General features: G+C 43.9%; 22 protein-coding genes, 3 tRNA genes and 1 riboswitch. Of the genes, 18 read left to right on the forward strand and 7 right to left on the reverse strand.

The features are described 5' to 3' along the window. Nucleotides 1-79: 79 nt before the first annotated feature. Entirely contained in the window at nt 80-1,189 is a 1,110-nt protein-coding gene (gene rnd / locus L2729_RS12005) for a ribonuclease D (RefSeq protein WP_248988488.1), read from the forward strand. 183 nt (nt 1,190-1,372) lie between these two features. Here rnd and minE read toward each other — a convergent pair whose 3' ends face one another. Genes minE through minC form a run of 3 tightly spaced genes read right to left on the reverse strand, consistent with a single transcriptional unit; the run spans nt 1,373 to nt 3,136 of the window. Continuing rightward, nucleotides 1,373-1,633: a cell division topological specificity factor MinE gene (gene minE, locus L2729_RS12010; protein ID WP_101091859.1), complete on the reverse strand. Its 261-nt coding sequence runs from the start codon at nt 1,631-1,633 to the stop codon at nt 1,373-1,375. A gap of 2 nt (nt 1,634-1,635) precedes the next feature. Continuing rightward, nucleotides 1,636-2,445 carry a septum site-determining protein MinD gene (gene minD, locus L2729_RS12015; protein ID WP_101091860.1) on the reverse strand — a complete coding sequence of 270 codons (810 nt, stop codon included), beginning with the start codon at nt 2,443-2,445 and terminating at the stop codon, nt 1,636-1,638. Between the two features lie 25 nt (nt 2,446-2,470). Continuing rightward, nucleotides 2,471-3,136: a septum site-determining protein MinC gene (gene minC, locus L2729_RS12020; protein ID WP_248988513.1), complete on the reverse strand. Its 666-nt coding sequence runs from the start codon at nt 3,134-3,136 to the stop codon at nt 2,471-2,473. A 119-nt stretch (nt 3,137-3,255) separates the two neighbouring features. Between minC and L2729_RS12025 the strand changes: the two genes are divergently transcribed. The 3 genes from L2729_RS12025 to L2729_RS12035 all read left to right on the forward strand — a co-directional run bounded on the left by L2729_RS12025 (nt 3,256) and on the right by L2729_RS12035 (nt 5,468). After that, nucleotides 3,256-3,537 carry a YcgL domain-containing protein gene (locus L2729_RS12025; protein ID WP_248988489.1) on the forward strand — a complete coding sequence of 94 codons (282 nt, stop codon included), beginning with the start codon at nt 3,256-3,258 and terminating at the stop codon, nt 3,535-3,537. A 30-nt stretch (nt 3,538-3,567) separates the two neighbouring features. After that, the gene (locus L2729_RS12030) at nt 3,568-4,569 is read left to right on the forward strand and encodes a lytic murein transglycosylase (protein ID WP_248988490.1); all 1,002 of its coding nucleotides are present in this window, start codon (nt 3,568-3,570) and stop codon (nt 4,567-4,569) included. Nucleotides 4,570-5,027: 458 nt separating this feature from the next. Then, nucleotides 5,028-5,468: a YcgN family cysteine cluster protein gene (locus L2729_RS12035; protein WP_248988491.1), complete on the forward strand. Its 441-nt coding sequence runs from the start codon at nt 5,028-5,030 to the stop codon at nt 5,466-5,468. Nucleotides 5,469-5,582: 114 nt separating this feature from the next. On the opposite strand, the gene L2729_RS12040 is transcribed toward L2729_RS12035, so the two are convergent. Continuing rightward, the gene (locus L2729_RS12040; RefSeq protein WP_248988492.1) at nt 5,583-7,145 is read right to left on the reverse strand and encodes a LysM peptidoglycan-binding domain-containing protein; all 1,563 of its coding nucleotides are present in this window, start codon (nt 7,143-7,145) and stop codon (nt 5,583-5,585) included. Nucleotides 7,146-7,236: 91 nt separating this feature from the next. After that, on the reverse strand, nt 7,237-8,013 hold the full coding sequence (gloB, locus tag L2729_RS12045) for a hydroxyacylglutathione hydrolase (RefSeq protein ID WP_248988493.1): 777 nt from the start codon (nt 8,011-8,013) through the stop codon (nt 7,237-7,239). 107 nt (nt 8,014-8,120) lie between these two features. On the opposite strand from gloB, the gene L2729_RS12050 reads away from it, so the two are divergent. After that, nucleotides 8,121-8,855 carry a class I SAM-dependent methyltransferase gene (locus L2729_RS12050; RefSeq protein WP_248988494.1) on the forward strand — a complete coding sequence of 245 codons (735 nt, stop codon included), beginning with the start codon at nt 8,121-8,123 and terminating at the stop codon, nt 8,853-8,855. 16 nt (nt 8,856-8,871) lie between these two features. Further along, entirely contained in the window at nt 8,872-9,768 is an 897-nt protein-coding gene (locus L2729_RS12055; protein ID WP_248988495.1) for a LysR substrate-binding domain-containing protein, read from the forward strand. 20 nt (nt 9,769-9,788) lie between these two features. Here the strand turns inward: L2729_RS12055 and rnhA are convergent, their stop codons facing one another. Beyond that, nucleotides 9,789-10,268, reverse strand: coding sequence for a ribonuclease HI (gene rnhA, locus L2729_RS12060; RefSeq protein WP_248988496.1), 480 nt, complete (start codon nt 10,266-10,268; stop codon nt 9,789-9,791). A 72-nt stretch (nt 10,269-10,340) separates the two neighbouring features. On the opposite strand from rnhA, the gene dnaQ reads away from it, so the two are divergent. From dnaQ to thiE, 12 genes are all read left to right on the forward strand, one after another. Then, nucleotides 10,341-11,069, forward strand: coding sequence for a DNA polymerase III subunit epsilon (gene dnaQ, locus L2729_RS12065; protein WP_248988497.1), 729 nt, complete (start codon nt 10,341-10,343; stop codon nt 11,067-11,069). A 10-nt stretch (nt 11,070-11,079) separates the two neighbouring features. Continuing rightward, a complete protein-coding gene (locus tag L2729_RS12070; RefSeq protein WP_248988498.1) occupies nt 11,080-12,396 on the forward strand; it encodes a TIGR03503 family protein in 1,317 nt (438 codons plus the stop codon). A gap of 132 nt (nt 12,397-12,528) precedes the next feature. Then, a tRNA-Asp gene (locus L2729_RS12075) sits at nt 12,529-12,605 on the forward strand. Nucleotides 12,606-12,689: 84 nt separating this feature from the next. Then, a tRNA-Asp gene (locus L2729_RS12080) sits at nt 12,690-12,766 on the forward strand. A gap of 84 nt (nt 12,767-12,850) precedes the next feature. Further along, nucleotides 12,851-12,927 (forward strand) — tRNA-Asp (locus L2729_RS12085). A 532-nt stretch (nt 12,928-13,459) separates the two neighbouring features. Next, a riboswitch (TPP riboswitch) is annotated at nt 13,460-13,557 on the forward strand. Nucleotides 13,558-13,658: 101 nt separating this feature from the next. Next, complete coding sequence (gene thiD / locus L2729_RS12090) at nt 13,659-14,516, forward strand: bifunctional hydroxymethylpyrimidine kinase/phosphomethylpyrimidine kinase (RefSeq protein WP_248988499.1); 858 nt, start codon at nt 13,659-13,661, stop codon at nt 14,514-14,516. Then, nucleotides 14,516-15,283 carry an ABC transporter ATP-binding protein gene (locus tag L2729_RS12095; RefSeq protein WP_248988500.1) on the forward strand — a complete coding sequence of 256 codons (768 nt, stop codon included), beginning with the start codon at nt 14,516-14,518 and terminating at the stop codon, nt 15,281-15,283. The genes thiD and L2729_RS12095 overlap by 1 nt, the downstream gene beginning before the upstream one ends. 64 nt (nt 15,284-15,347) lie before the next feature. After that, nucleotides 15,348-16,127 carry an ABC transporter permease gene (locus L2729_RS12100; RefSeq protein WP_248988514.1) on the forward strand — a complete coding sequence of 260 codons (780 nt, stop codon included), beginning with the start codon at nt 15,348-15,350 and terminating at the stop codon, nt 16,125-16,127. 26 nt (nt 16,128-16,153) lie between these two features. Next, a complete protein-coding gene (locus L2729_RS12105; protein ID WP_248988501.1) occupies nt 16,154-17,101 on the forward strand; it encodes an ABC transporter substrate-binding protein in 948 nt (315 codons plus the stop codon). A 31-nt stretch (nt 17,102-17,132) separates the two neighbouring features. After that, complete coding sequence (tenA, locus tag L2729_RS12110; protein WP_248988502.1) at nt 17,133-17,795, forward strand: thiaminase II; 663 nt, start codon at nt 17,133-17,135, stop codon at nt 17,793-17,795. A 33-nt stretch (nt 17,796-17,828) separates the two neighbouring features. Beyond that, nucleotides 17,829-18,632 (forward strand): hydroxyethylthiazole kinase, encoded by an 804-nt coding sequence (gene thiM / locus L2729_RS12115; RefSeq protein WP_248988503.1) that lies wholly within the window; start codon nt 17,829-17,831, stop codon nt 18,630-18,632. A gap of 10 nt (nt 18,633-18,642) precedes the next feature. Beyond that, on the forward strand, nt 18,643-19,272 hold the full coding sequence (gene thiE / locus L2729_RS12120) for a thiamine phosphate synthase (RefSeq protein ID WP_248988504.1): 630 nt from the start codon (nt 18,643-18,645) through the stop codon (nt 19,270-19,272). A gap of 437 nt (nt 19,273-19,709) precedes the next feature. Here thiE and L2729_RS12125 read toward each other — a convergent pair whose 3' ends face one another. After that, nucleotides 19,710-20,687 carry a zinc-dependent alcohol dehydrogenase family protein gene (locus L2729_RS12125; RefSeq protein ID WP_248988505.1) on the reverse strand — a complete coding sequence of 326 codons (978 nt, stop codon included), beginning with the start codon at nt 20,685-20,687 and terminating at the stop codon, nt 19,710-19,712. Nucleotides 20,688-20,818 lie beyond the last annotated feature (131 nt).

The following is a 20,818-nucleotide window of genomic DNA, read 5'->3' on the forward strand; positions in this document are numbered from 1 at the left end:
TATAAACTAAAGCCGGCGTATGCCGGTTTTAGCATTTCTAAGCCGAATTCAGGTTATTTCAGGATTTTTGGAGAAGACTTTGTTAGCGTTTCAATATATTGACGATGATGCCAGTTTAGCGGCGCTCGTAGCGCAATACCGTGAAACCAAGTTACTTGTGATAGACACTGAGTTTGTCAGGACTCGCACTTATTATGCTCGCCTTGGGCTTATTCAAGCTTATGACGGTAAAACGTTAGCATTAATTGATCCTGTTGCGGTCAGTAACCTTAGCTTGTTCTGGAGCTTGTTAACCGATGACAATATTATCAAATTACTCCATTCTTGCAGTGAAGATCTAGAGGTCTTTGCCAATAATGGTGGCTGCCAACCTAATCGTCTGTTTGATAGTCAAATAGCAGCAGGCCTTTGTGGCATGGGGTATGGTTTAGGTTATGCCAAATTGGTAGATCAAACCCTTGATATAAAACTGGATAAAGGTGAGTCTCGCACCGATTGGTTGAAACGTCCTCTGACTGAAGCCCAATTAAGCTACGCTGCGAACGATGTCTATTACTTGTACGAACTTTACCCTCAGTTAGTCGCAAAGCTAGAGTCTCAGGGAAGATTAGATTGGGTCTATGAGGATGGAGAGCGGATGACGTTAGGTCGACTTGATGCTCCCGCTCCAGAAGTGGCTTATCTTAAAGTTAAAAATGCATTTCAGCTGTTGCCTCGGCAGTTAGCCGTATTGAAAGCGTTAGCTAGTTGGCGTTTAAATCGAGCGTTAGTTAAAGATTTAGCGTTAGGTTTTGTGGTTAAAGATCATGCTCTGATTGCTTTAGCGAAAAAGATGCCGAAAACGTCTAATGAACTGTATAAAATGTCTGAGGTTACAGAACAAGAAAAACGTATTCATGGTAAAGATATCTTAAACATCATCGAAAACGTTAACTTTGACGATCTCCCTAAAGCATTGGATGTTCTAGCGCTTAAGACTGGCTATAAAGCGGCCTTTAAGAGTATTAAACAGTGCATAGCTGAACAAGCTGAAGCGCAAGATGTACCCATTGAGCAACTTGGTTCGAAAAAATTGATCCATGAATATTTAGAATGGGTATGGGATGGTAAAAAAGGTAAGCTGCCTTTAGTGTTAAGTGGCTGGCGTAAAACGGTTGTTAGCGATGCGCTCAACGCGCTTGCGTTGTAGAGCTTATATCAATAGCTCTGCTCAAGAGCTTTAGTCTCAAATGTTAAAATGACAAAAATGCCCGCATATAGCGGGCATTTTTTTATCGGCTAAAAATGACTTTTATAAGTCAGCTTTAATCAACGCTGAGCGATAAAATCGCCAACACATGGCTCAAGCCATATCCGTTACGCTTTTTACTCGCTACCCTTGATCTGGCAAGGTTACATTGAGTTCTAATACCGATAAGTTGTCGTCATTTTGATCAAGTTGCACTGAGACTTGATCGGCACCTACTTTGACGTATTTGCGAATAACGTCGATGATTTCCTGCTTCATTTGCGGGAAATAATCGGGTGCATCGCGTTCACCACGCTGGTGGGCGACAATGATCTGCAAACGTTCTTTGGCGGTTGCAGCAGTACTCGGGGTCTTCTTCGTTTTAAAATAATCAAGTAATGACATAATTAGCTACCAAAAATTCGTTTCAGGAAACCTTTCTTCTCTTCCGTAATAAATCGGAAAGGCACTTCTTCACCAAGCAACCGCTCTACAGCATCGCTATAGGCCATACCAGCATCGCTCTCTGTATCAATAATAACAGGTACACCAGAATTCGACGCTTTTAATACGGCTTGTGATTCCGGGATAACACCTAATAGCGGGATGGCGAGGATCTCTTCAACATCCTCCACACTGAGCATTTCTCCAGTCTTGACACGAGCAGGGGAGTATCGAGTCAGTAAAAGGTATTCTCTTACTGGCTCAAGTCCTTCTTCAGCCCGCTTAGACTTGCTTTGCAACATCCCTAAAATGCGATCTGAGTCCCTAACGGAACTCACCTCTGGGTTTGTGGTTACAATGGCGATGTCCGCGAAGTAAAGCGCCATCATGGCACCTGTTTCAATACCCGCTGGAGAATCACAAATGATATAGTCGAAATCTTTCGCTAAGTTATTAAGTACCGTGCCCACACCTTCTTTGGTGAGCGCATCTTTATCGCGTGTCTGAGATGCGGGTAATACAAATAGCTTAGGGCAACGTTTGTCTTTAATCAGTGCTTGGTTTAGATTTGCTTCACCGTTAATGACATTGACGAAGTCATAAACCACACGTCGTTCACAACCCATAATTAAATCTAGATTACGCAGACCAATATCAAAATCAATGACGACGGTCTTATGACCTTTTAATGCAAGGCCGGTGGCAATAGCTGCGCTTGTGGTTGTTTTCCCCACACCGCCTTTTCCTGACGTGACAACAATTATTTGCGCCATTTGTTATTCCTTTTTATTTGCGCTCTTACAGAGGCAATGATTCAACCGTAAGCGATTCGCCCTCTAGGCGAATACAACCGCTCTGAGCGGCTCCGTTTTGTTGAAGATTTTCAGTTAACCAGTATTGACCTGCAATCGATACTAGCTCAGCTTCAATTTTTTGCGCCATGATCACGGCATTTCTATCACCCGCGGCGCCAGCCATTGCTTTTCCTCGCAGCGTGCCATAAATATGGATACTGCCATCTGCAATCACTTCCGCACCATTGCCCACAGCACCGATCACAATCAAGTCACCGTTTTTAGCATAGATCTGCTGACCTGAACGGATGTTTTGTTTGACGATTTTGGTTGTTTTTGGCATCTGAGGTTGGTTAGAAGCCGCTTTCCCTGATTTAATGATGGCTAAGCCTATTGATTTAGCCATTTCGTTAATTTCAGGTAAAGCACTGGTGATCCCAACAATAATAAGCTGGCGGCTGGTTAAAATTTCTTTTAAGCCTAATAGGTCAAAATTACTCGCTTTAATGGCACTTAAATTAACCACTAAAGGCGCACCAAGAAAAAACTGAGGTGCAATAGCAAGTTTACTGTCTAACTCCGCTGTTATAACTGCCATATCCTGACTATTAATATGCAGAACAGAGAGAGTAAAAGAGGAGCCTTTTAATTCGAGGCGGGGTGTTTGCATTCCTGTATAACTCTCTAGAAAAGTCAGCGTATCGCTGATATCCATTATATTCCTAACAGTCCATGTTATAGTGTGTGGCATAAGCTGGCAAGTTGAATAGTCTGGAAATCGAGTCGTATATGATCTGTGCTGTATATAAAAGTTTAAGAAAAGCGGATAGCTATCTTTTTGTTGAAAAACGTGATCATTTTGAACGCGTTCCTGACGCCCTAATGGAGATGTTTGGCGCCCCTAAATTAGTGATGATGTTGCCGCTGGTAAAGCGCGATCATTTAGGTTTTGCTGATATCAAAAAAGTGGAATCCGAATTAAATGCCAAAGGATTTTATTTACAGTTACCGCCACCTGTGATTAATTTATTAGAACAACACAAGAAAGACATTGGTTATAACCCTGATTAACAGCATTTAGTCAGGACAAAGGGAATATTTATGCTACTGAGTAAACAGGCTTTTACATTAACGTGTGGGTTAATGCTCTCTTTTACTGCGATGGTAAGTCATGCCGATACTGCCGATAGAGGTCACTTTAGCGATTATGTTGCTCAGCTAAAACAAGAGGCTGTGGAGCAGGGCGTTAGCACACAGATCATTGATGATGTTTTTCCCAAAATCAAAATGTTTAAGAAAGCGGTAGCCTCTGATAAAGCACAACCGGAAACAAAGTTAACGTTAGAGACCTACCTGCCAAGAGTGGTTCCTGACTGGAAAGTCGATAAAGCGCGTAATTTGTTCAAAACTCACCAAGTAGAGCTAGAGCGCATTGGTCAGTTATATGGCGTGCAACCACGATTTATAGTGGCTTTGTGGGGAGTCGAGTCAAACTTCGGCAAGTTAACCGGCAATTATCCGGTGTTATCGGTAACAGCGTCATTAGCTTATGAAGGTCGCCGAGAAGCCTTTTTCAAAAAGGAATTTTTTGCAGCGCTTAAAATCGCTGAGCAAGAACAGTTTTCCTTTGAAGAGATGAAAGGTTCTTGGGCTGGGGCAATGGGACAAACCCAGTTTATGCCCACCTCCTTTTTAGCTTACGCTCAAGATGGCGATGGCGACGGTAAAAAAGATATTTGGAACAACGCCAGTGACGCGTTTGCGTCCGCAGCGTATTACCTGCAGCAAGCCGGTTGGAAAGAGTCTGAAACGTGGGGCCGACAAGTTAAAGTCCCTGATACATTTGACCATACCCTGGCAGATTTAGCGGTTAAGAAAACATTTTCACAATGGCAAGCGCTAGGTGTTAGAAGATTTAATGGTAGCGATCTTCCTAACCGAGATGACATGATGATCTCTATGGTGATGCCAGATGGTGCAAAAGGTCGAAAATACTTGGTATACGATAACTATCGCGGATTACTGCGTTGGAATAAATCGAACTACTTCGCCATTTCAGTGACTTATCTTTCAGAAAGAATTAAGTACCCACCGATCAGTTAACGTAAATACAAAAAATAGCGGCTTTTAAGCCGCTATTTTTGTATGCGCCACATATAAGCCAAGCGTCATTGCTAGCCGCGTTGTTAATTTACGCTAGGGGCTGTTGATCTCTCACGGTTGTTTTTGCCGCAGTTTATTGGCTATTTTGACAAGGCGGAGGTTATGTCGTTTAGTCATTCTCCACAAATAACCTACAACACAGTCAAAATAGCCAAGAAGCGCGGCCCTTCGGGTTCGTTTCAATGCTTTTATTACTGCGTTACGAGCTTTCGCTTAGCCAGCTAAGCAGCATCGCTCAAGCCTTGTACTAAAATCATTGAATTCGAACAAAAACTAAGCTCGAAAGAACAACAGCCCCTAAGCAAACCTATTTTTATGGCTTGAACTGTAGTGCAAGAGAACATACTGCTGGTGTACAATAGCGTCTCTTTGAGCAAAATAGAGTTAACGATTTTAGCATGGCATTTTGGAATGAAAAAACACTAGCACAGATGAACACGATTGAGTGGGAGTCATTGTGTGATGGCTGTGGTAAATGTTGCCTCAATAAGTTGATAGACGATGAAACCGAGGAACTTTATTACACCAACGCCGGGTGTAAGCTATTAGATGCCAAACAGGGTCATTGCCAGAATTATGAGCAACGTTTCAGCTTTGTTCCATCGTGTACCAAAGTCACCCTTGATAACTTGGCAATGCTAACTTGGTTACCCGATAGTTGCACTTATCGACGTCTCAATGAAGGGCGTGGTTTACCGACTTGGCATCCGTTAAAGACAGGCTCAAAGGACGCGATGATCGAAGCGGGAATGTCAGTTGCGGGTAAAGTGACTTGCGAAACCAAAATTCGTTATATGGAAGACCACATCGTTATTTGGCCAATGAAAGATGTAGATTGAATCATCGATATCTACCAGATAAACAAAAATGCCGATAAGTTAAACTTATCGGCATTTCGTTTTTTGAACTTAGGGGGGCGGTCAGTGCTAACGTTCAGAGTTAGCAGAGCTTATTTATGCTCTCACTTTAGTCATATCGACATATAATTTAAGCGTTTGTCCCGGCTGAATATACTTACTTTTCTCAAGTGAGTTCCAACGCACAAGATCGCTTACCTTAACGTTAAACTTGCTCGCAATTCTCGCTAATGAATCACCACTACGCACTTTATAATTAATCGTACGCATCACTTCGCTTAAGCCTTGCTTACTGGCCGTGCGACTTCCAGTCCAAATCGCCAATTTTTGGCCAATTCGAAGTGGATCTTTGGGCGCCATGCTATTCCAACTTGCCAGTTGTGATATTTTAACTTGATGTTGCTTGGCTATTTTCCAAAGTGAATCACCTGATTTTACTTTGTATGTTAGCTTCTGCTGCCCACGAGTCTTGTTTTGCTTACGATTTTTACGCTGGTCAGCTGACAGTAAATACTCATCTAAATTCTTGGCTGCGACAGGAATTAATAGAAACTTGCCAGTAACAATGGTATTGCCATTGATATTATTGACTGATTTTAACGCCGACACTGTAGTGCGATAACGCTTAGCGATAAGGCCTAAGCTGTCACCCGATTTTATCTTATAACGCTCCCAATTTAACCTATCGCTAGTTTGGGTCTCGCTTAGGGCAATTTTAAACGCCGCCGCTTTTTCAACGGGTAGCACCAAATTGTGTGGGCCTTCAGGCGCGGTCGCCCAGCGGTTAAATCCTGGGTTGAGCTTATGCAGTTGGGAAGTCGTCATATTGGCGAGATCTGCAGCAAGCGCGAGATCAATTTGACTGCCAATTTCAACAATTTCAATCTTTGGTTCGTTGCTGATTGGGGTTAAGATAATGCCATACTTATCGGCATTCTTAATCACATCGGCTAGCGCTAATAGTTGCGGAACATAGCGCTCTGTTTCGCGTGGCAAATCCAAATGCCAGAAATCAGTCGGTATACCTTTGCGCTTATTGCGCTTAGCTGCGTTGATGACTCGGCCTTCACCGGTGTTATAAGCGGCAATCGCATATAACCAGTTATTACTTGTCTTATCATATAAGTATTCAAGCATATCAAGTGCGGCAATGGTTGCAGCGGGCACATCACGGCGACCGTCATACCACCAGTTCATCTGCAAGCCAAAGTGGCGTGCCATTGGAGAGGTGAACTGCCATAAGCCAGATGCTGCACCGTGAGAGTAGGCAAAAGGATCAAATGCACTTTCAACGATGGGCAAAAGTGCTAATTCGATCGGTAAGTTGCGCTTTTCCAACTCTTCCACAATCAAGAACATGAACGGTGTTGCTCGTTCTGAAATACGTTTTAGGTGTTCTGGATGTTTGATATACCAATCGCGGTACTGTCTGATTAATTTTTCATCTGGAATGTCCATCTGCATGTCGAGACGGATCCGTTGCCAGATGTCAGTGATTTCGACCACCTCAACAACGTCAGCTTGAGGGGGTTCTATGGTGACTTTTTCTGCCACGACTGGCGCAGTTGAAATTCCTTCTGAAGTCGGTTGGTTGCTTAACGTTTGGCAACCAGTCAGCAGGGCAATCCCCCCCGCGACAAATAAAATGGGTACGCGCATGTAAAATGTGTGTCCTTGATGTAGGCCCAAAAAAAGCCAGAGTATATCTGGCTTTGTGGCGCTGGATTAGCGAGTTATCATAGAGTATTTTTTAGAAATTGTCTTTCCATTGGCGCAGAAGTGCAAAGCTTTTCACATTATCGATTATAGGTTGTTGGAATTTATCAGCTAAAGAATTGCGTATTTCTTCGGTATGGCTGCGTAAAAATGGGTTTATTGCCTTTTCTAGGGCGATAGACGACGGTAACGTCGGGGTGTTAGCGGCTCTCAACTGCTGCGCTTGCTCTGTGTATTGTCGCAGCTGTTTATTGCTGGGGTCGACGGCATTGGCAAAGGCGAGGTTAGCGAGGGTGTATTCGTGAGTACAACAAACTTTGGTGCTATCGACGATGTTACTTAACTGCGTTAGCGACGCTAACATTTGCTCAGGCGAGCCCTCGAACAAACGGCCACAACCAGCACTGAATAAAGTATCACCGCAAAATAAGACATCTTCAATCAAATAAGCAATATGGCCTAAGGTGTGCCCTGGGACTTCAATGACCTCTGCGTTTAGCTCAATATTGTGTAGCTGCAGGTTTTTAGTCGCACTAACGGGCTGATTTACACCTGCAATATTTTCCTTTAAAGGTCCATAAACAGGGGTGTTACTGCCATAATGACTAAGGAGTTGAGCAATACCACCAGTATGGTCATGATGGTGATGCGTTATCAGTACACCCAGTAAAGGCATCTGGGCCTGATCAAGAAAATCGATAACGACATTAGCATCACCGGGATCAACAACATAGGCACCGTGGATATGAGCAACTTGCAGTGCCCAAATATAATTGTCATCAAAAGCGGGTAATGGAGTGACTGTTAACATAGTAAATCCCGATAATTTGAGCGTTAAAACAAGTTTACTTATCAAAGCTATTGCTTGTATACCGCTTTCGTCATTAAAGTAGAGCTTCAGCCGATCAGGAGATTGCTTTGACTCATACAGGTATTCCGCTAAAACCTTATCATTGGTCAGAATTACCAAACGGTGCCGTGATACGTGAAAGTATAGAAGAGGCGTTGTTTCCATGGTGGCCGAGGGTGTTTGGCTATTATATGCTAAGCCTAGGGCCACTCAGTGCCAAGCTGGATAAAACCGGTGTTGGCGTCAGTTGTCAGTATTCGCTTTTTGATGAACCTGAAGCCGATATCGTGGCTGATTATAGTCAACTGCCAATTCAAAATGCGTGTGTCGATGCTGTGGTGATGAACTTTCTCCTTGAGTTTGAGGCAGATCCTTATCGGTTACTTCGCGAAGTCGACCGAGTCCTCATTTCGGGCGGCTATTTGATTATTGTTGGGTTTAATCCGTTAAGTTCAATGTTCTTGGGTAAAGTGCTACCAAAGCATCAACAAGAGATCCCTTGGAATGGCCGCTTTTTTATGCCTTCTCGCGTTAAAGATTGGCTTGGTCTTCTAGGTTATCAAGTGGTTGCCGACGAGCGACTCCTGCACCATCACCTGTTAAATGAAGTTAAAAGTGACAGTATTTGGTCTCATGCTTTAAAATCCTGGTTACCGAGTACTGGCAGCCTTTATGTTTTGGTGGCAAGAAAGCTAGAAACACCGCTCACTCCTATGAGAGCAAAGCGAAAAGTTAAGCAACCCAATTGGTCGACAGCACCGAGTGCTGGTCGAACAGGACATACTTCTCAATCAATCAAATGAATGGTTAAGACTATTAATGCGTATTACCTTAAAACAACTCGCTATCTTTGAAGCCGTTGCCCGCAGTGGCCAAGTGGCTAAAGCGGCTGAAATCGTTAACTTGTCCTCTCCCGCAGCATCAATGGCACTATCAGAGCTAGAGAAGCAACTCGATACTCGACTGTTTGAGCGGATTGGTAATCGACTACGACTAAACTCACAAGGCAGTATGCTACTGCCACTGGCAACCGATGCGCTACACAAAATAGATCAGATAGAAAATGCATTTTCTCCCGCAGGCACTGAGTTAGGCGGTGACCTTAACGTCAGTGCAAGTTCAACCATAGGCAACTACTTATTAGCAAAAAGTGCAGTGGCATTTTGCCTGCAACATACCAACACAATGGTTAATGTTGATATTGATAATAGCCAAGCGGTCATTAATGCAGTGCTCGAATTTAGAAGCGAAATGGGCTTTATTGAAGGGCAGTGTCTCGATAGCCGTATTACCGTTGAAGCTTGGCATAAAGACCGTTTAATCATTTTTTGCCACCCAGCGCATCCTCTGGCGGGGAAAACAGTGAGCCCGCATGAATTAGCCGGTCAGTCTTGGGTGATGAGAGAAGAGGGCTCAGGCACCCGTGATTGTTTTGTCAATGCAGCCAACATGCTTGATATGCAGCCACAAGAAAAGTTTAGGTTCTCAACGCCCGATGCCATTAAACAAGCCGTGAATCAGGGGGCAGGACTCGGCGTGCTCTCAGAATTAACCCTTGAAAAAGAGATCAGCCGTAAAGAGCTCGCTGTTATCAATGTCGATGGGCTGTTTCTTGAGCGAAAATTTTATCGAATCCATCATAAAAGCCGGAAATTCAGCGCTATTGGCAACGCGTTCACCACTTTTTGCCAAGACTTTTTAAACACCGATAGTTAGCGATAATCAATACCTAGCCGCTAACCTTGCTGTAAAAGATAACCTCGGTCTTCTTGGGTTGGCTTTTTCTCCGCAGCTTGGCGAGCTAAGTCATCACAACGTTCATTTTCGATATGGCCAGCATGCCCTTTTACCCAACGCCAGTCGATTTTGTGCAATTGCGACACCGTATCGAGACGTTGCCACAAATCGACATTCTTGACGGGTTGCTTGGCAGAAGTTACCCACCCATTGCGTTTCCAGCCATGGATCCACTGTGTGATCCCTTGTCGCATATATTGGCTATCGCTAGTTAGAGTCACTTGGCAGGGGACTTTTAATGCTTCTAATGCCACAATAGGCGCGAGCATCTCCATGCGGTTGTTCGTTGTTAGCGCAAAACCATCGGCGAGTTCGTTGGTCTGCTTTTTATACTTCATTACAATGCCGTAGCCGCCAGGTCCAGGGTTGCCTAAGCAAGAACCGTCGGTAAAGATAGAGATCTGTTTCAGTCCAGTCATCAAGTTGGTACCATAGCTAAAGTGCCGGGCGAGTATACCCAAAAAATTTAACTGAGAAATGCATTAATTCACATGAATATTATTTCAAGCGCTAAACGTCAGATTATTCTTGATACCGAAACCACAGGTATGAACCAATCCAGTGGTGCCATTCATCTTGGTCACCGAATTATTGAAATTGGTTGTGTTGAAGTCATCAACCGCAAGTTAACGGGTCGGCATTACCACGAATATATTAATCCGTTACAGCCTATCGACCCAGAGGCCATTGAGGTTCATGGGATCACCAATGAGTTTGTGGCGGATAAACCCAAATTTCATCAAATAGCCCAGAGCTTTATTGAGTTTATCGATGGCGCTGAAATTGTGGCCCATAACGCCAGCTTCGACGTTAGCTTTATGGACCACGAGTTTTCGATGTTGCAGCCTGTTGGGCCTAAAACCGCGAATATTTGCCAAATTCTCGATTCACTCGCGATAGCAAAGCACCTGCACCCAGGTCAGAAGAATAACCTTGATATTCTGTGTAAACGTTATGGCATCGATAACTCACGTCGTGATCTCCATGGCGCGTTGCTCGATGCTGAGATCTTAGCTGACGTTTACCTCATCATGACCGGTGGGCAAACAAACTTTAACCTATCGAGTGAAAAAGCAGGACAAGAAGGCGGAGGCATAAATAAACTGCCTAGAGACCGCGCAAAACTTAAAGTGATCAGCGCAACGGCCGATGAACTAACTAGACATGAAGAGCGACTCGATTTAGTGGCTAAATCTGGACAGTGTATTTGGCGGGGATAGACCTCATTCTATGATTAAACGCGTAACAGCTTGTGTGGTGATGGCATATTTGGGGCTAATGATAACTCATTGTGCCGTCGCCGAAGTGATGCTTTCATCGCAGGCATCAGAGTTAAAAAATCGATTTAGAATTGACCATATGGTCGACAGTGTCACGCTACTTATCCATCGTGAATACGGCAGCTCACCCGTCATTATCGTGCAACCTGACGGCAGTAAGTGGTATATCAGTCGTCATCCTGAGCATGTTAAATGGATGGACGGCCTAACCGGCGACATGATCACGATTAAAAACCCAATGCCAGGCCCCTGGCAGTTAATCGGTAAGGTGGTTGAAGGTTCTGTCATCGATAAAGTGTCAGTGCTGTCCATTGATGTAGATCCGATCCCACAGCCGCTGTATCAAGGCGAGCGCTTAAAACTCACCGCCCGTTTGATAGGTGACGAGCAAAAGGTACGCCTACCCGGGTTAGATTACTTAATGAGCTGGACGGCAAAATTTATCAGTGATAATAATCCAGCCGATGAAAACTTTGCTGCCGGTAGCGTTATCGTGGGGACCTATCGGGATAATGGCGAGTCATTAGATGAGCGACCCGATGACGGTGTATTCACCAGTAAACTGAATCTAACCCAGGCTTGGGGCAGCTATACACTGCAAGTGATGGCTAAAAATGCGGTGCTTGAGCGTAAGTATTCTGAGCCCTTTAGGTTGTCGACTCGACCCATTGCTGTCGATATTGTAGCCCCACAAAACCTTGATTCGGGTGAGTGGGATCTGCGGATCAATGTAGATGAAAATGAACTGGTTTTGGCTGAGACACATGTTGAAGCTGAAATCGTAGGACCTGCGGGAATGCGTCTGCAAGTCACTGTTGCCGAAATAAATAGCCCCGAGACCTTGTATAGCCTACGCAAGGTGAATGACTTTGGCAGCTATAGAATAAAGCTCACGGCGGTCAGCACCACCCAAAATGGCCGAGAGATCTACCTGACGTTACCCGAATTGTTTTTTAATTTTATTAAACCACCAGAACCACCACCGTCAGCTGAAGCACTCGCCGCGAAAGCAGATATCCAAGCTAAAAAAGCTGAAAACACAGCAAAAGAAGATGCGGTGTTTTGGCTGATAACCGTGAATACGGTATTGCTTATTTTAGGTATATTGGTTTTGTTGTTTGTTCGCAAACGCAGTAACTTAAAGAAAGCACTCGCTGCGACGCAGGCGAGAATGGATAAAGAAAGTCAGCAACAGAAAATGACATTAGCGTTGGACGAGATTGATTTATCGATGCCTGAAGATTTCGATGACCCCAAAGCGGGGTAATTAACCACCGCGACAGCCGTTGCAACGCGTTGAATATCGGGATTGGTCATTTTTTAGCTGGTTAGTCATGGTTGAAGCAAAAAATGATTGACTGAGTTTGGCAGTCTACGTATTATTCATCGCACTTGATGTGGAGCGGTAGTTCAGTTGGTTAGAATACCGGCCTGTCACGCCGGGGGTCGCGAGTTCGAGTCTCGTCCGCTCCGCCAATCAAGTGCTAAATTTAAAGCTATTTGTTAGTGACATAATGAATAGAATAAAGGCTATCTTTAGTTAGTTTTTATAAGAGTTTAGGAGTGGTAGTTCAGTTGGTTAGAATACCGGCCTGTCACGCCGGGGGTCGCGAGTTCGAGTCTCGTCCACTCCGCCAATTTAGTGTCAAGTTTCAAACTATTTATTAGTGACATAATGAATAGCATAAAGGCTAATCTTTAGTTAGTTTTTATAAGAGTTAGGAGTGGTAGTTCAGTTGGTTAGAATACCGGCCTGTCACGCCGGGGGTCGCGAGTTCGAGTCTCGTCCACTCCGCCAGCACAAAGACGAAAGCCTCATCGAAAGATGAGGCTTTTTTCGTTTCTAGCCCCTTCGGACACCCATCAGGCATTGGCACTCACTCACATTCCCCAACGCTTATTAGCGCCGTTACTCACTCATCATTTATTCAGATTAATAAATCCGATATTTTCTTATGTAATACCCGTTGCATTAAAAGTTTGACCATTCAGCGGGAATTCAAAGCCCTACAGGCAAGATGGGGGATTGTAGCTAATCGTTATTCTCGGCTCTGGCATCCTCGGTAATTGCTCCATTCATGACTCTCGATAATTGCTCCTGCATTATTCTACCTTCGTCCATCCGTGGACTCGTACCTCCTAAATCTGTCCGCCAAGGGTGGGGATGTCTTATTTGGCATGGCAAGTTGACGAAGCGTCAAGGCTTTCTAACTGCGCTGATGATTGTTTAATTAGTATCCACATTGAATGCATAAGATGATAATTAGTTAACTCAGTTAGCATTCTTATCAAAAAGCATGCTCTTTACAAATCGATTAATGATAGTGTGTAGTGATTAGTCGGGGAGCCAATAGGCTGAGATCATAAAAATGAACCCGTTGAACCTGATTCAGTTAATACTGACGTAGGGAACTAATGGTCATTTTGAGGCGTACTTCCTGATCCGTTTCTTTTGATGAGATAGCTCCTTTTGGCGCATTTATTCTCACACGACTGTTTTTTCCTGACTGTTAGTTAGGGAAAATAAATATGTCTTCATTAGTCACCACAGCATCTTTAACTCCATTCGTTACAACTCCTATTGTATTGACCATTGCCGGTTCAGACAGCGGTGGTGGTGCCGGTATTCAAGCCGACATTAAAGCCATTTCAGCGACTGGCGGTTATGCATGCTCCGTTATTACGGCGTTAACGGCACAAAATACACAAGCGGTTACGGGTATTTACCCCATCAATGCTGAGTTTGTCGAACAACAACTTGATGCCGTATTTTCTGATCTGAATGTGATTGCCGTAAAAGTTGGCATGTTAAGTGACTCAAATATCATTCATTCTGTCGCTAAAAAAATTAAACAGTACACTCCTAAATATCTCGTGGTTGATCCCGTTATGGTCGCAACTAGCGGTGATCTTCTTCTCCAATCCTCTGCCATTGATAGCCTTAAATCGGAACTGCTGCCTCTGGCCGATGTCATTACCCCTAATTTGCCAGAAGCCGCTGCGTTAATTGGCTGCCAAGTCCCCCAGAACGAAGATGAAATGATCGCTATGATCGACGAACTTCGTCAATTAGGCGCTAAATCAGTCTTGCTAAAGGGTGGGCATCTAGAAACGGATGACAACAGCACCGATTTACTGATCCTTACCGACAACGTTGAGCGTTTATCAACGGAGCGGATCAAAACCCGCAATACACACGGAACAGGCTGCACCTTATCTTCAGCCATCGCCTCTTACTTAGCTCAAGGCCATGAATTACCCGCAGCGGTAAAACGGGGTAAGCACTACATTACTCAAGCGATTGCCCATGCTGATGAGTTGAATATTGGACAAGGGCATGGGCCAGTGAATCACTTTTTTGCCTTAAACACTCAAGGGCAGTCGTAGTGAAGCCAGATTTAGGTAATAACAGCCTCGGTGCGGTTATCTCAAATGGCACTTTGCAATACAAAGACAGCACCGTGGCCATTATGTCGGGTTTAAACATGACCATTTCTGCGGGAAAGTGGACGGCGATATTGGGTAAAAGTGGTTGTGGTAAAACTTCAATTTTGCGTTATATGGCTGGTTTATTGACAGATAAAGTGATGTGGTCGGGTGACATTCACATCGATGGGGGAGAATGCTTAGAAGGCCATATTGCTTACATGGCGCAGCAAGATCTATTGATGCCGTGGTTAAACGTACTCGATAACGTCTGTTTTACTCATAAATTTTCGGTGAACACTCAATTTAAAATCAATAAAGCCCGCGCGATTGAGCTGCTAGAGCGTGTCGGTTTGAAAGGGCATGAACAGAGTATGCCTGCGCAATTGTCTGGAGGAATGCGTCAGCGTGTGGCGTTAGCAAGAACGTTAATGCAAGACAAGCCGATGGTATTAATGGATGAGCCTTTTTCTGCGTTAGATGCTGTCACCCGTCATCGGCTGCAAGCACTTGCAGTACAAGTTTTGGCGGGGAAAACAGTATTACTCATCACGCATGATCCCCAAGAAGCACTTAGATTGAGTGATGCGATTTATATCATGCAAGGTCAACCAGCTTCGGCGGTATCTTTACCGGTGCCAAACTCAAGCATTCCACGAAAATTTGATGCGGAGTTAGCGGATCTTCAGCAACAGATCATTGATACGTTGGAAGTTGACTATGTCTAAGCCACTTTCAATCAATCATGAGCACTCAGTCAAACACATTGTACCCGAAATGATTGTTTTAAAAATGGAGGAGGCTGAGCCAAAAGCGTTACAGAAAAGCGCTAAATCCATAGGAAGGATTATTGTCAGTGCTGCTGTAATACTGGCGATATGGCAGTTTATTATTGTGATTTTCGCGTTGCCCAGTTTCATTTTACCGAGTCCGATAGCGGTGTTTGAAAAACTAATACAGCGTTACGATGTGTTGTTAGCCCATTCATGGATAACCGCACAAGAGATTATTCTTGGTCTTGGTTTGGGCCTTTCTATGGGATTACTGTTTGCGCTCCAAATGCTGCTATTTGAGCCACTTCGACGTTGGTTATTGCCTATTTTAATTGCGAGCCAAGCCATTCCGGTATTCGCTATCGCACCGATTTTAATGCTGTGGTTAGGTTACGGTATTGCGTCAAAAGTTGTGATGGCGGCGCTGATTATCTTCTTTCCTGTGACGACCTGTTGTTACGACGGTTTACGTAATACCCCAATCGGTTACCTCGATTTAGCGCATACCATGGGCGCATCAAAATGGCAGTTACTTAAACACGTTCGCTTGCCTGCTGCCTTACCTGCATTAGCGTCAGGGATCCGCGTTGCTGTCGTGGTCGCGCCTATTGGTGCCGTGGTAGGGGAGTGGGTCGGCTCAAGTGAAGGGCTCGGTTATTTAATGCTGCAAGCCAATGCTCGAATGATGATTGATGAAATGTTTGCCGCCTTATTCATTCTTGCTGCTTTATCCGTCAGCCTTTATTTTCTCGTAGATGTACTGATTCAAAAACTCATACCGTGGCAACACGATAAATAGATTGATAGCGTAAGGGATGTAAACAAATGAAAAAAGTTATGATTAAAGGGGCGATGGCTGTGCTTATTGCAAGTTACTCCTTAATGGCGAGTGCTGACGATAAAGCGATGACACTAATGTTGGATTGGTTTGTTAATCCAAATCATGGCCCTGTGATTATTGCTCAACAAAAAGGCTATTTCAGAGACGAAGGCTTGACAATTACCATTCAAGAGCCTGCGGATCCCAGCATGCCGGCCAAATTGGTAGCCGCTAATAATGTCGATTTAGCGATCTCCTACCAAACCAGTTTAACCATCGATGTGGCTGCCGGTTTGCCACTGATCCGCTCTGCGACACTCATTGCGACACCACTCAACACCTTAATGGTGCTTGATAATGGAAACATTAACTCACTGGCTGATTTAAAAGGTAAGAAAGTCGGGATCTCGATTGCGGGTAACGAAGAAGCGACCATTGGCACCATGTTAAAAACAGAGGGTGTGGATTTCTCTGAGATAAAAATTATCAATGTTGGCTGGGCGCTATCGTCATCATTAGCATCGGGTAAAGTTGATGCGATTTGGGGAGGATTACGTAATTTTGAAACCAATCAACTAGCGTTAGAAGGCTATAAAGCAAAATCCTTTTTTCCTGAGGAGCATGGAGTGCCATCGTATGATGAACTGGTTTTTGTGGCGAATGCAAAAACCTATGATGCAGAAGCTTTAAAGATGTTTAATCATGCAATTGAAAAGGCAACACAATTTATTGTTAATCATCCTGAAGAATCATGGAAAACCTTCGTTTCTTACGCGCCAGACACCTTGAATAATGAATTAAATAAGCGAGCATGGAACGATACATTAACGCGCTTTGCTTTGCGTCCTGCCGCCGTTGATTTACAACGCTATGATCGTTTTTCTGCATTCATGTATCAACATAAGATCATTAAAACGCTGCCTAAAGCACAAGATTTTGTACCTGTTTTGTAAGCGGCGCTCCCTTTTTAATTTAGAGAAAAATATGAATCATCAAGACTTAATTCAAGCGTGTCAAAGTGAATGGAATGAATATACTGAGCACCGTTTTGTGAAGACATTAGCAGTCGGCGAGTTAGCTCATTCGTCTTTCTTACATTATTTAAAACAAGATTTTCTGTTTTTAAAGCAATATGCCCGAGCGTATGCCTTGGCGATTTATAAAGCGAGAACCTTAGCTGAAATGCGCATGGCATTACCGAATGTGCAAGCGTTATTGGATTCAGAAATCGCGCATCACCTAACGTATTGTGCTGAATGGGCCATTTCAGAATCTGAGATGGAAGCGGAACCCGAAGCCTTTGGCACGGTGGCGTATACGCGTTTTGTGTTGGATACGGGAATGTCCGGTGATGTGATTGATTTATATGCCGCGCTAGCGCCATGTTCAAAGGGATATGCTGTAATTGGCGCGCAATTATTAGCAAGTGGATCAACGATATTTGAGGGTAATCCTTACGCTAATTGGATCAAGATGTACGGTGGAGAAGAGTTCCAATCTGCTGTTCAAAAAAGCATGACACAATTGGATGAACTGCTGGCTGATATTGATATAAACAGCCAACGAGGCCAGCGTTTATGTCATATTTTTAAAACCGCCACTCGAATGGAAGTCGCATTTTGGCAACAAGGTCTCGACGGGGCCTAAATGGGCACTGCAAATACAAAATAGGAAAGCATCATGACAGTCATGAATACGCAAAAAATTATTGCAGCATTGGCGACACTGCGTGAGACCAAACCATTGGTGGTGAATATCACAAACTACGTTGTGATGAACAATACAGCGAACGCCTTATTAGCGTTAGGTGCATCACCCATCATGGCGCATAGCCAACAAGAAATGGCAGAGATGATGAGTTTCTCAGGTGCCTTAGTGATTAACATTGGTACGTTAGACAGTGTTTGGACACCGCGAATGCATTTTGCTGTTGAGCAAGCCAATGTCAATAATAAAGTGGTGGTACTTGATCCTGTTGGCTGTGGTGCGAGCCAACTTCGTACGCAAACAGCTCGCCACATTGCAGATGCCGCGAATAAGCTGATCATTCGCGGTAATGCGTCTGAAATTATCGCATTAGCGGGTGAAAACGCGCAAAGCAAAGGGGTTGATGCATTAGACAGCAGTGATGCCGCATTAGGGGCCGCGCGTTATGTGGCACAAGAGTATCAGTGTAACGTCGTTATTTCTGGTGAAACCGACTATGTAGTTACCCTTGATACGCAATATCAATTGAATAATGGTCACGCGATGATGCCTTTTGTGACTGGAATGGGCTGTACTCATACGGCATTAATAGGGGCTTTCGCTGCGATTGGTGATGATACTGGCGTAGCAGCGACGGCGATTCTTGGGGTGGCGGGTGAAATAGCAGCAGAGCAATCAGCAGGCCCAGGCAGTTTGCAAATGAACTTGCTGGATGCACTTTATCAATTAGACGAAGAAACACTGACCCGTCGTTTAAAATTTTCCGTAAATGCATAGGCAATACAGTATGAATAACCCTTATAAACTGTATTTAGTGACCGATGATCAGCAAGACATTGATACGTTATGCGAAGTCGTCTCTGAGGCGATAAAAGGTGGCGTTACTATGGTGCAAATACGTGAAAAGCACGGCGATGTACGCGCGTTTATCGAAAGAGCGGCTGCGGTCAAACAGGTATTGCAAGGCAGTGGTGTGCCATTGATTATTAATGATCGAGTCGATGTAGCATTGGCGGTTCAGGCCGATGGGGTGCACTTGGGGCAATCGGATATGCCTGCTATTGTTGCTCGTGATCTGATTGGCGCTGATATGATATTGGGCTTGTCTGTTGAAAATGAAACACAGTTACATGAAGCACAAAATTTACCCGTTAATTACCTTGGGATCAGTGCTATTTTTTCGACGCCAACGAAGACGAATATCATTAAAGAGTGGGGCATTGAAGGCTTAGCAAAAGCGGTACAAGAGAGTCAATTGCCTCTGGTTGCTATTGGTGGAATAAATGACGCTAACATTAGACAGATAGCGACAACCCAAGTTGATGGGATTGCGCTGGTATCAGCCATTTGTCATGCCGCCTCTCCTAAACAAGCAAGCCAAGCGTTGTTAGGCTTGATGGCAGCAGATAGTGATTAGGGGCTGTTGATCTTTCACGGTTGTTTTTGCCGCAGTTTATTGGCTATTTTGACAAGGCGGAGGCTATGTCGTTTAGTCATTCTCCACAAATAACCTACAACACCGTAAAAATAGCCAAGAAGCGCGGCCCTTTGGGTTCGTTTCAATGCTTTTAATCTTTTATGACTAGAATGCGTTACGCGCTTTTCGCTTAGATTGCTAAAGCATCGCTCAAGCCTTGTACTAAAATCATTATTCCTTACGGGGAATAATCGAACAAAAACTAAGCTCGAAAGATCAATAGCCCCTAATCTTTTTAGACATAACCCTGTTATAAAAAGAGCGGGTTATAGAAATATCTGGTTATAAATATACAGGAATATAAAAGCCCCATAGCGTCTATTATCTAGAGGTTGTGGGGCTTTTAGACATTCAGAGAATTTACACTGTCAGTATCATTATGCTGTCAGCGTGATCTTACCTACCGCTTTACCTGATCCTAGGTGATCATGTGCTTGTGCTACTTCCCAGATAGAAAAATTGCTGTCATCAATGATTGGCGTGATCTTACCTGCATCAACCAATGCTGCAATTTCAGTTAAGATACGGCCGTGTGATTCATGGTTAATGCCGTGACATAGCGGGATCAACATTAATACACTGTGGAATGATAAGCTTTTAAGGGCCACTTGCAGTACGTTTTCAATGGGTAAAATTGTTGTTACATGACCATAGAATTTTGCTGCTTCAAATGACTTTTGAATGTTTTCGCCAGCTACCGTATCAAAGATCTTATCAAAACCTTTGCCGCCAGTGTGTGCTTGCACATAGTCAGCCACTGTTTCTGCTGTGAAATCAACTAGGTTATCTGCACCGACTGTTTTCGCTAGTTCAGCAGTCGCTGGTGAATGAGTTGATGTCACTGTTGCGCCAAGTACTTTTGCAAGCTGTACTGCGATGTGACCGACGCCACCGGTTGCACCATGAATAAGTACGTTATCGCCAGCTTGTACATTCATTTTGTGTACAAGTGCTTCGTATGATGTGATCGCAACGAGTGGCAATGCCGCCGCTTGTTTCATGGTTAATGTTTTTGGCTTTTGCGCCATTAAACGTGCATCTACTAACATGAATTCTGCTAGTGCACCGTCAACACCATTAATACCGCCTGCCATACCGTAAACTTCGTCACCAATCTTGAAGTTTGATACATCTTCACTTACTTCAACAACGATACCAGCAACATCACCGTGTAATACTTCAGGTAAGTTGGCAGACCACGGCAGTTCAATTGAACGTAACATAGTATCAAGTGGGTTTACGCTGGTTGCTTTTACTTCAACAACCATGTGGCCTGATTTTAATGTTGGTTTTGCTTTTTCTACTAATTGAAAAACGTCGCTTGAACCGATTTCTTTAATGATCATTGCTTTCATGGTTGATGCCTTTTAATAGAATAGTTTGGGGCTTGCTTAACAAGATGGGGCTATTCTATGTTTTGTTTAATGAACCAACAATGACCCGCGGGGCAAACCACTTTTGCTTTTTAGACAATTATCAAATTCAG

Source organism: Shewanella gelidimarina, assembly GCF_023283945.1.
GTDB lineage: Bacteria > Pseudomonadota > Gammaproteobacteria > Enterobacterales > Shewanellaceae > Shewanella > Shewanella gelidimarina.

Bases quoted from the DNA above. Each gene is read 5' to 3' on its own strand.
- L2729_RS12105 (WP_248988501.1), top strand. From the start codon at position 16,154: ATGAAAAAAGTTATGATTAAAGGGGCGATGGCTGTGCTTATTGCAAGT.
- rnhA (WP_248988496.1), bottom strand. From the start codon at position 10,268: ATGACTGGACTGAAACAGATCTCTATCTTTACCGACGGTTCTTGCTTA.
- thiM (WP_248988503.1), top strand. From the start codon at position 17,829: ATGACAGTCATGAATACGCAAAAAATTATTGCAGCATTGGCGACACTG.
- L2729_RS12100 (WP_248988514.1), top strand. From the start codon at position 15,348: ATGGAGGAGGCTGAGCCAAAAGCGTTACAGAAAAGCGCTAAATCCATA.
- L2729_RS12025 (WP_248988489.1), top strand. From the start codon at position 3,256: ATGATCTGTGCTGTATATAAAAGTTTAAGAAAAGCGGATAGCTATCTT.
- minE (WP_101091859.1), bottom strand. From the start codon at position 1,633: ATGTCATTACTTGATTATTTTAAAACGAAGAAGACCCCGAGTACTGCT.
- thiE (WP_248988504.1), top strand. From the start codon at position 18,643: ATGAATAACCCTTATAAACTGTATTTAGTGACCGATGATCAGCAAGAC.
- gloB (WP_248988493.1), bottom strand. From the start codon at position 8,013: ATGTTAACAGTCACTCCATTACCCGCTTTTGATGACAATTATATTTGG.
- dnaQ (WP_248988497.1), top strand. From the start codon at position 10,341: ATGAATATTATTTCAAGCGCTAAACGTCAGATTATTCTTGATACCGAA.
- L2729_RS12040 (WP_248988492.1), bottom strand. From the start codon at position 7,145: ATGCGCGTACCCATTTTATTTGTCGCGGGGGGGATTGCCCTGCTGACT.
- minC (WP_248988513.1), bottom strand. From the start codon at position 3,136: ATGCAAACACCCCGCCTCGAATTAAAAGGCTCCTCTTTTACTCTCTCT.
- L2729_RS12125 (WP_248988505.1), bottom strand. From the start codon at position 20,687: ATGAAAGCAATGATCATTAAAGAAATCGGTTCAAGCGACGTTTTTCAA.
- L2729_RS12055 (WP_248988495.1), top strand. From the start codon at position 8,872: ATGCGTATTACCTTAAAACAACTCGCTATCTTTGAAGCCGTTGCCCGC.
- L2729_RS12035 (WP_248988491.1), top strand. From the start codon at position 5,028: ATGGCATTTTGGAATGAAAAAACACTAGCACAGATGAACACGATTGAG.
- minD (WP_101091860.1), bottom strand. From the start codon at position 2,445: ATGGCGCAAATAATTGTTGTCACGTCAGGAAAAGGCGGTGTGGGGAAA.
- L2729_RS12030 (WP_248988490.1), top strand. From the start codon at position 3,568: ATGCTACTGAGTAAACAGGCTTTTACATTAACGTGTGGGTTAATGCTC.
- thiD (WP_248988499.1), top strand. From the start codon at position 13,659: ATGTCTTCATTAGTCACCACAGCATCTTTAACTCCATTCGTTACAACT.
- L2729_RS12070 (WP_248988498.1), top strand. From the start codon at position 11,080: ATGATTAAACGCGTAACAGCTTGTGTGGTGATGGCATATTTGGGGCTA.
- tenA (WP_248988502.1), top strand. From the start codon at position 17,133: ATGAATCATCAAGACTTAATTCAAGCGTGTCAAAGTGAATGGAATGAA.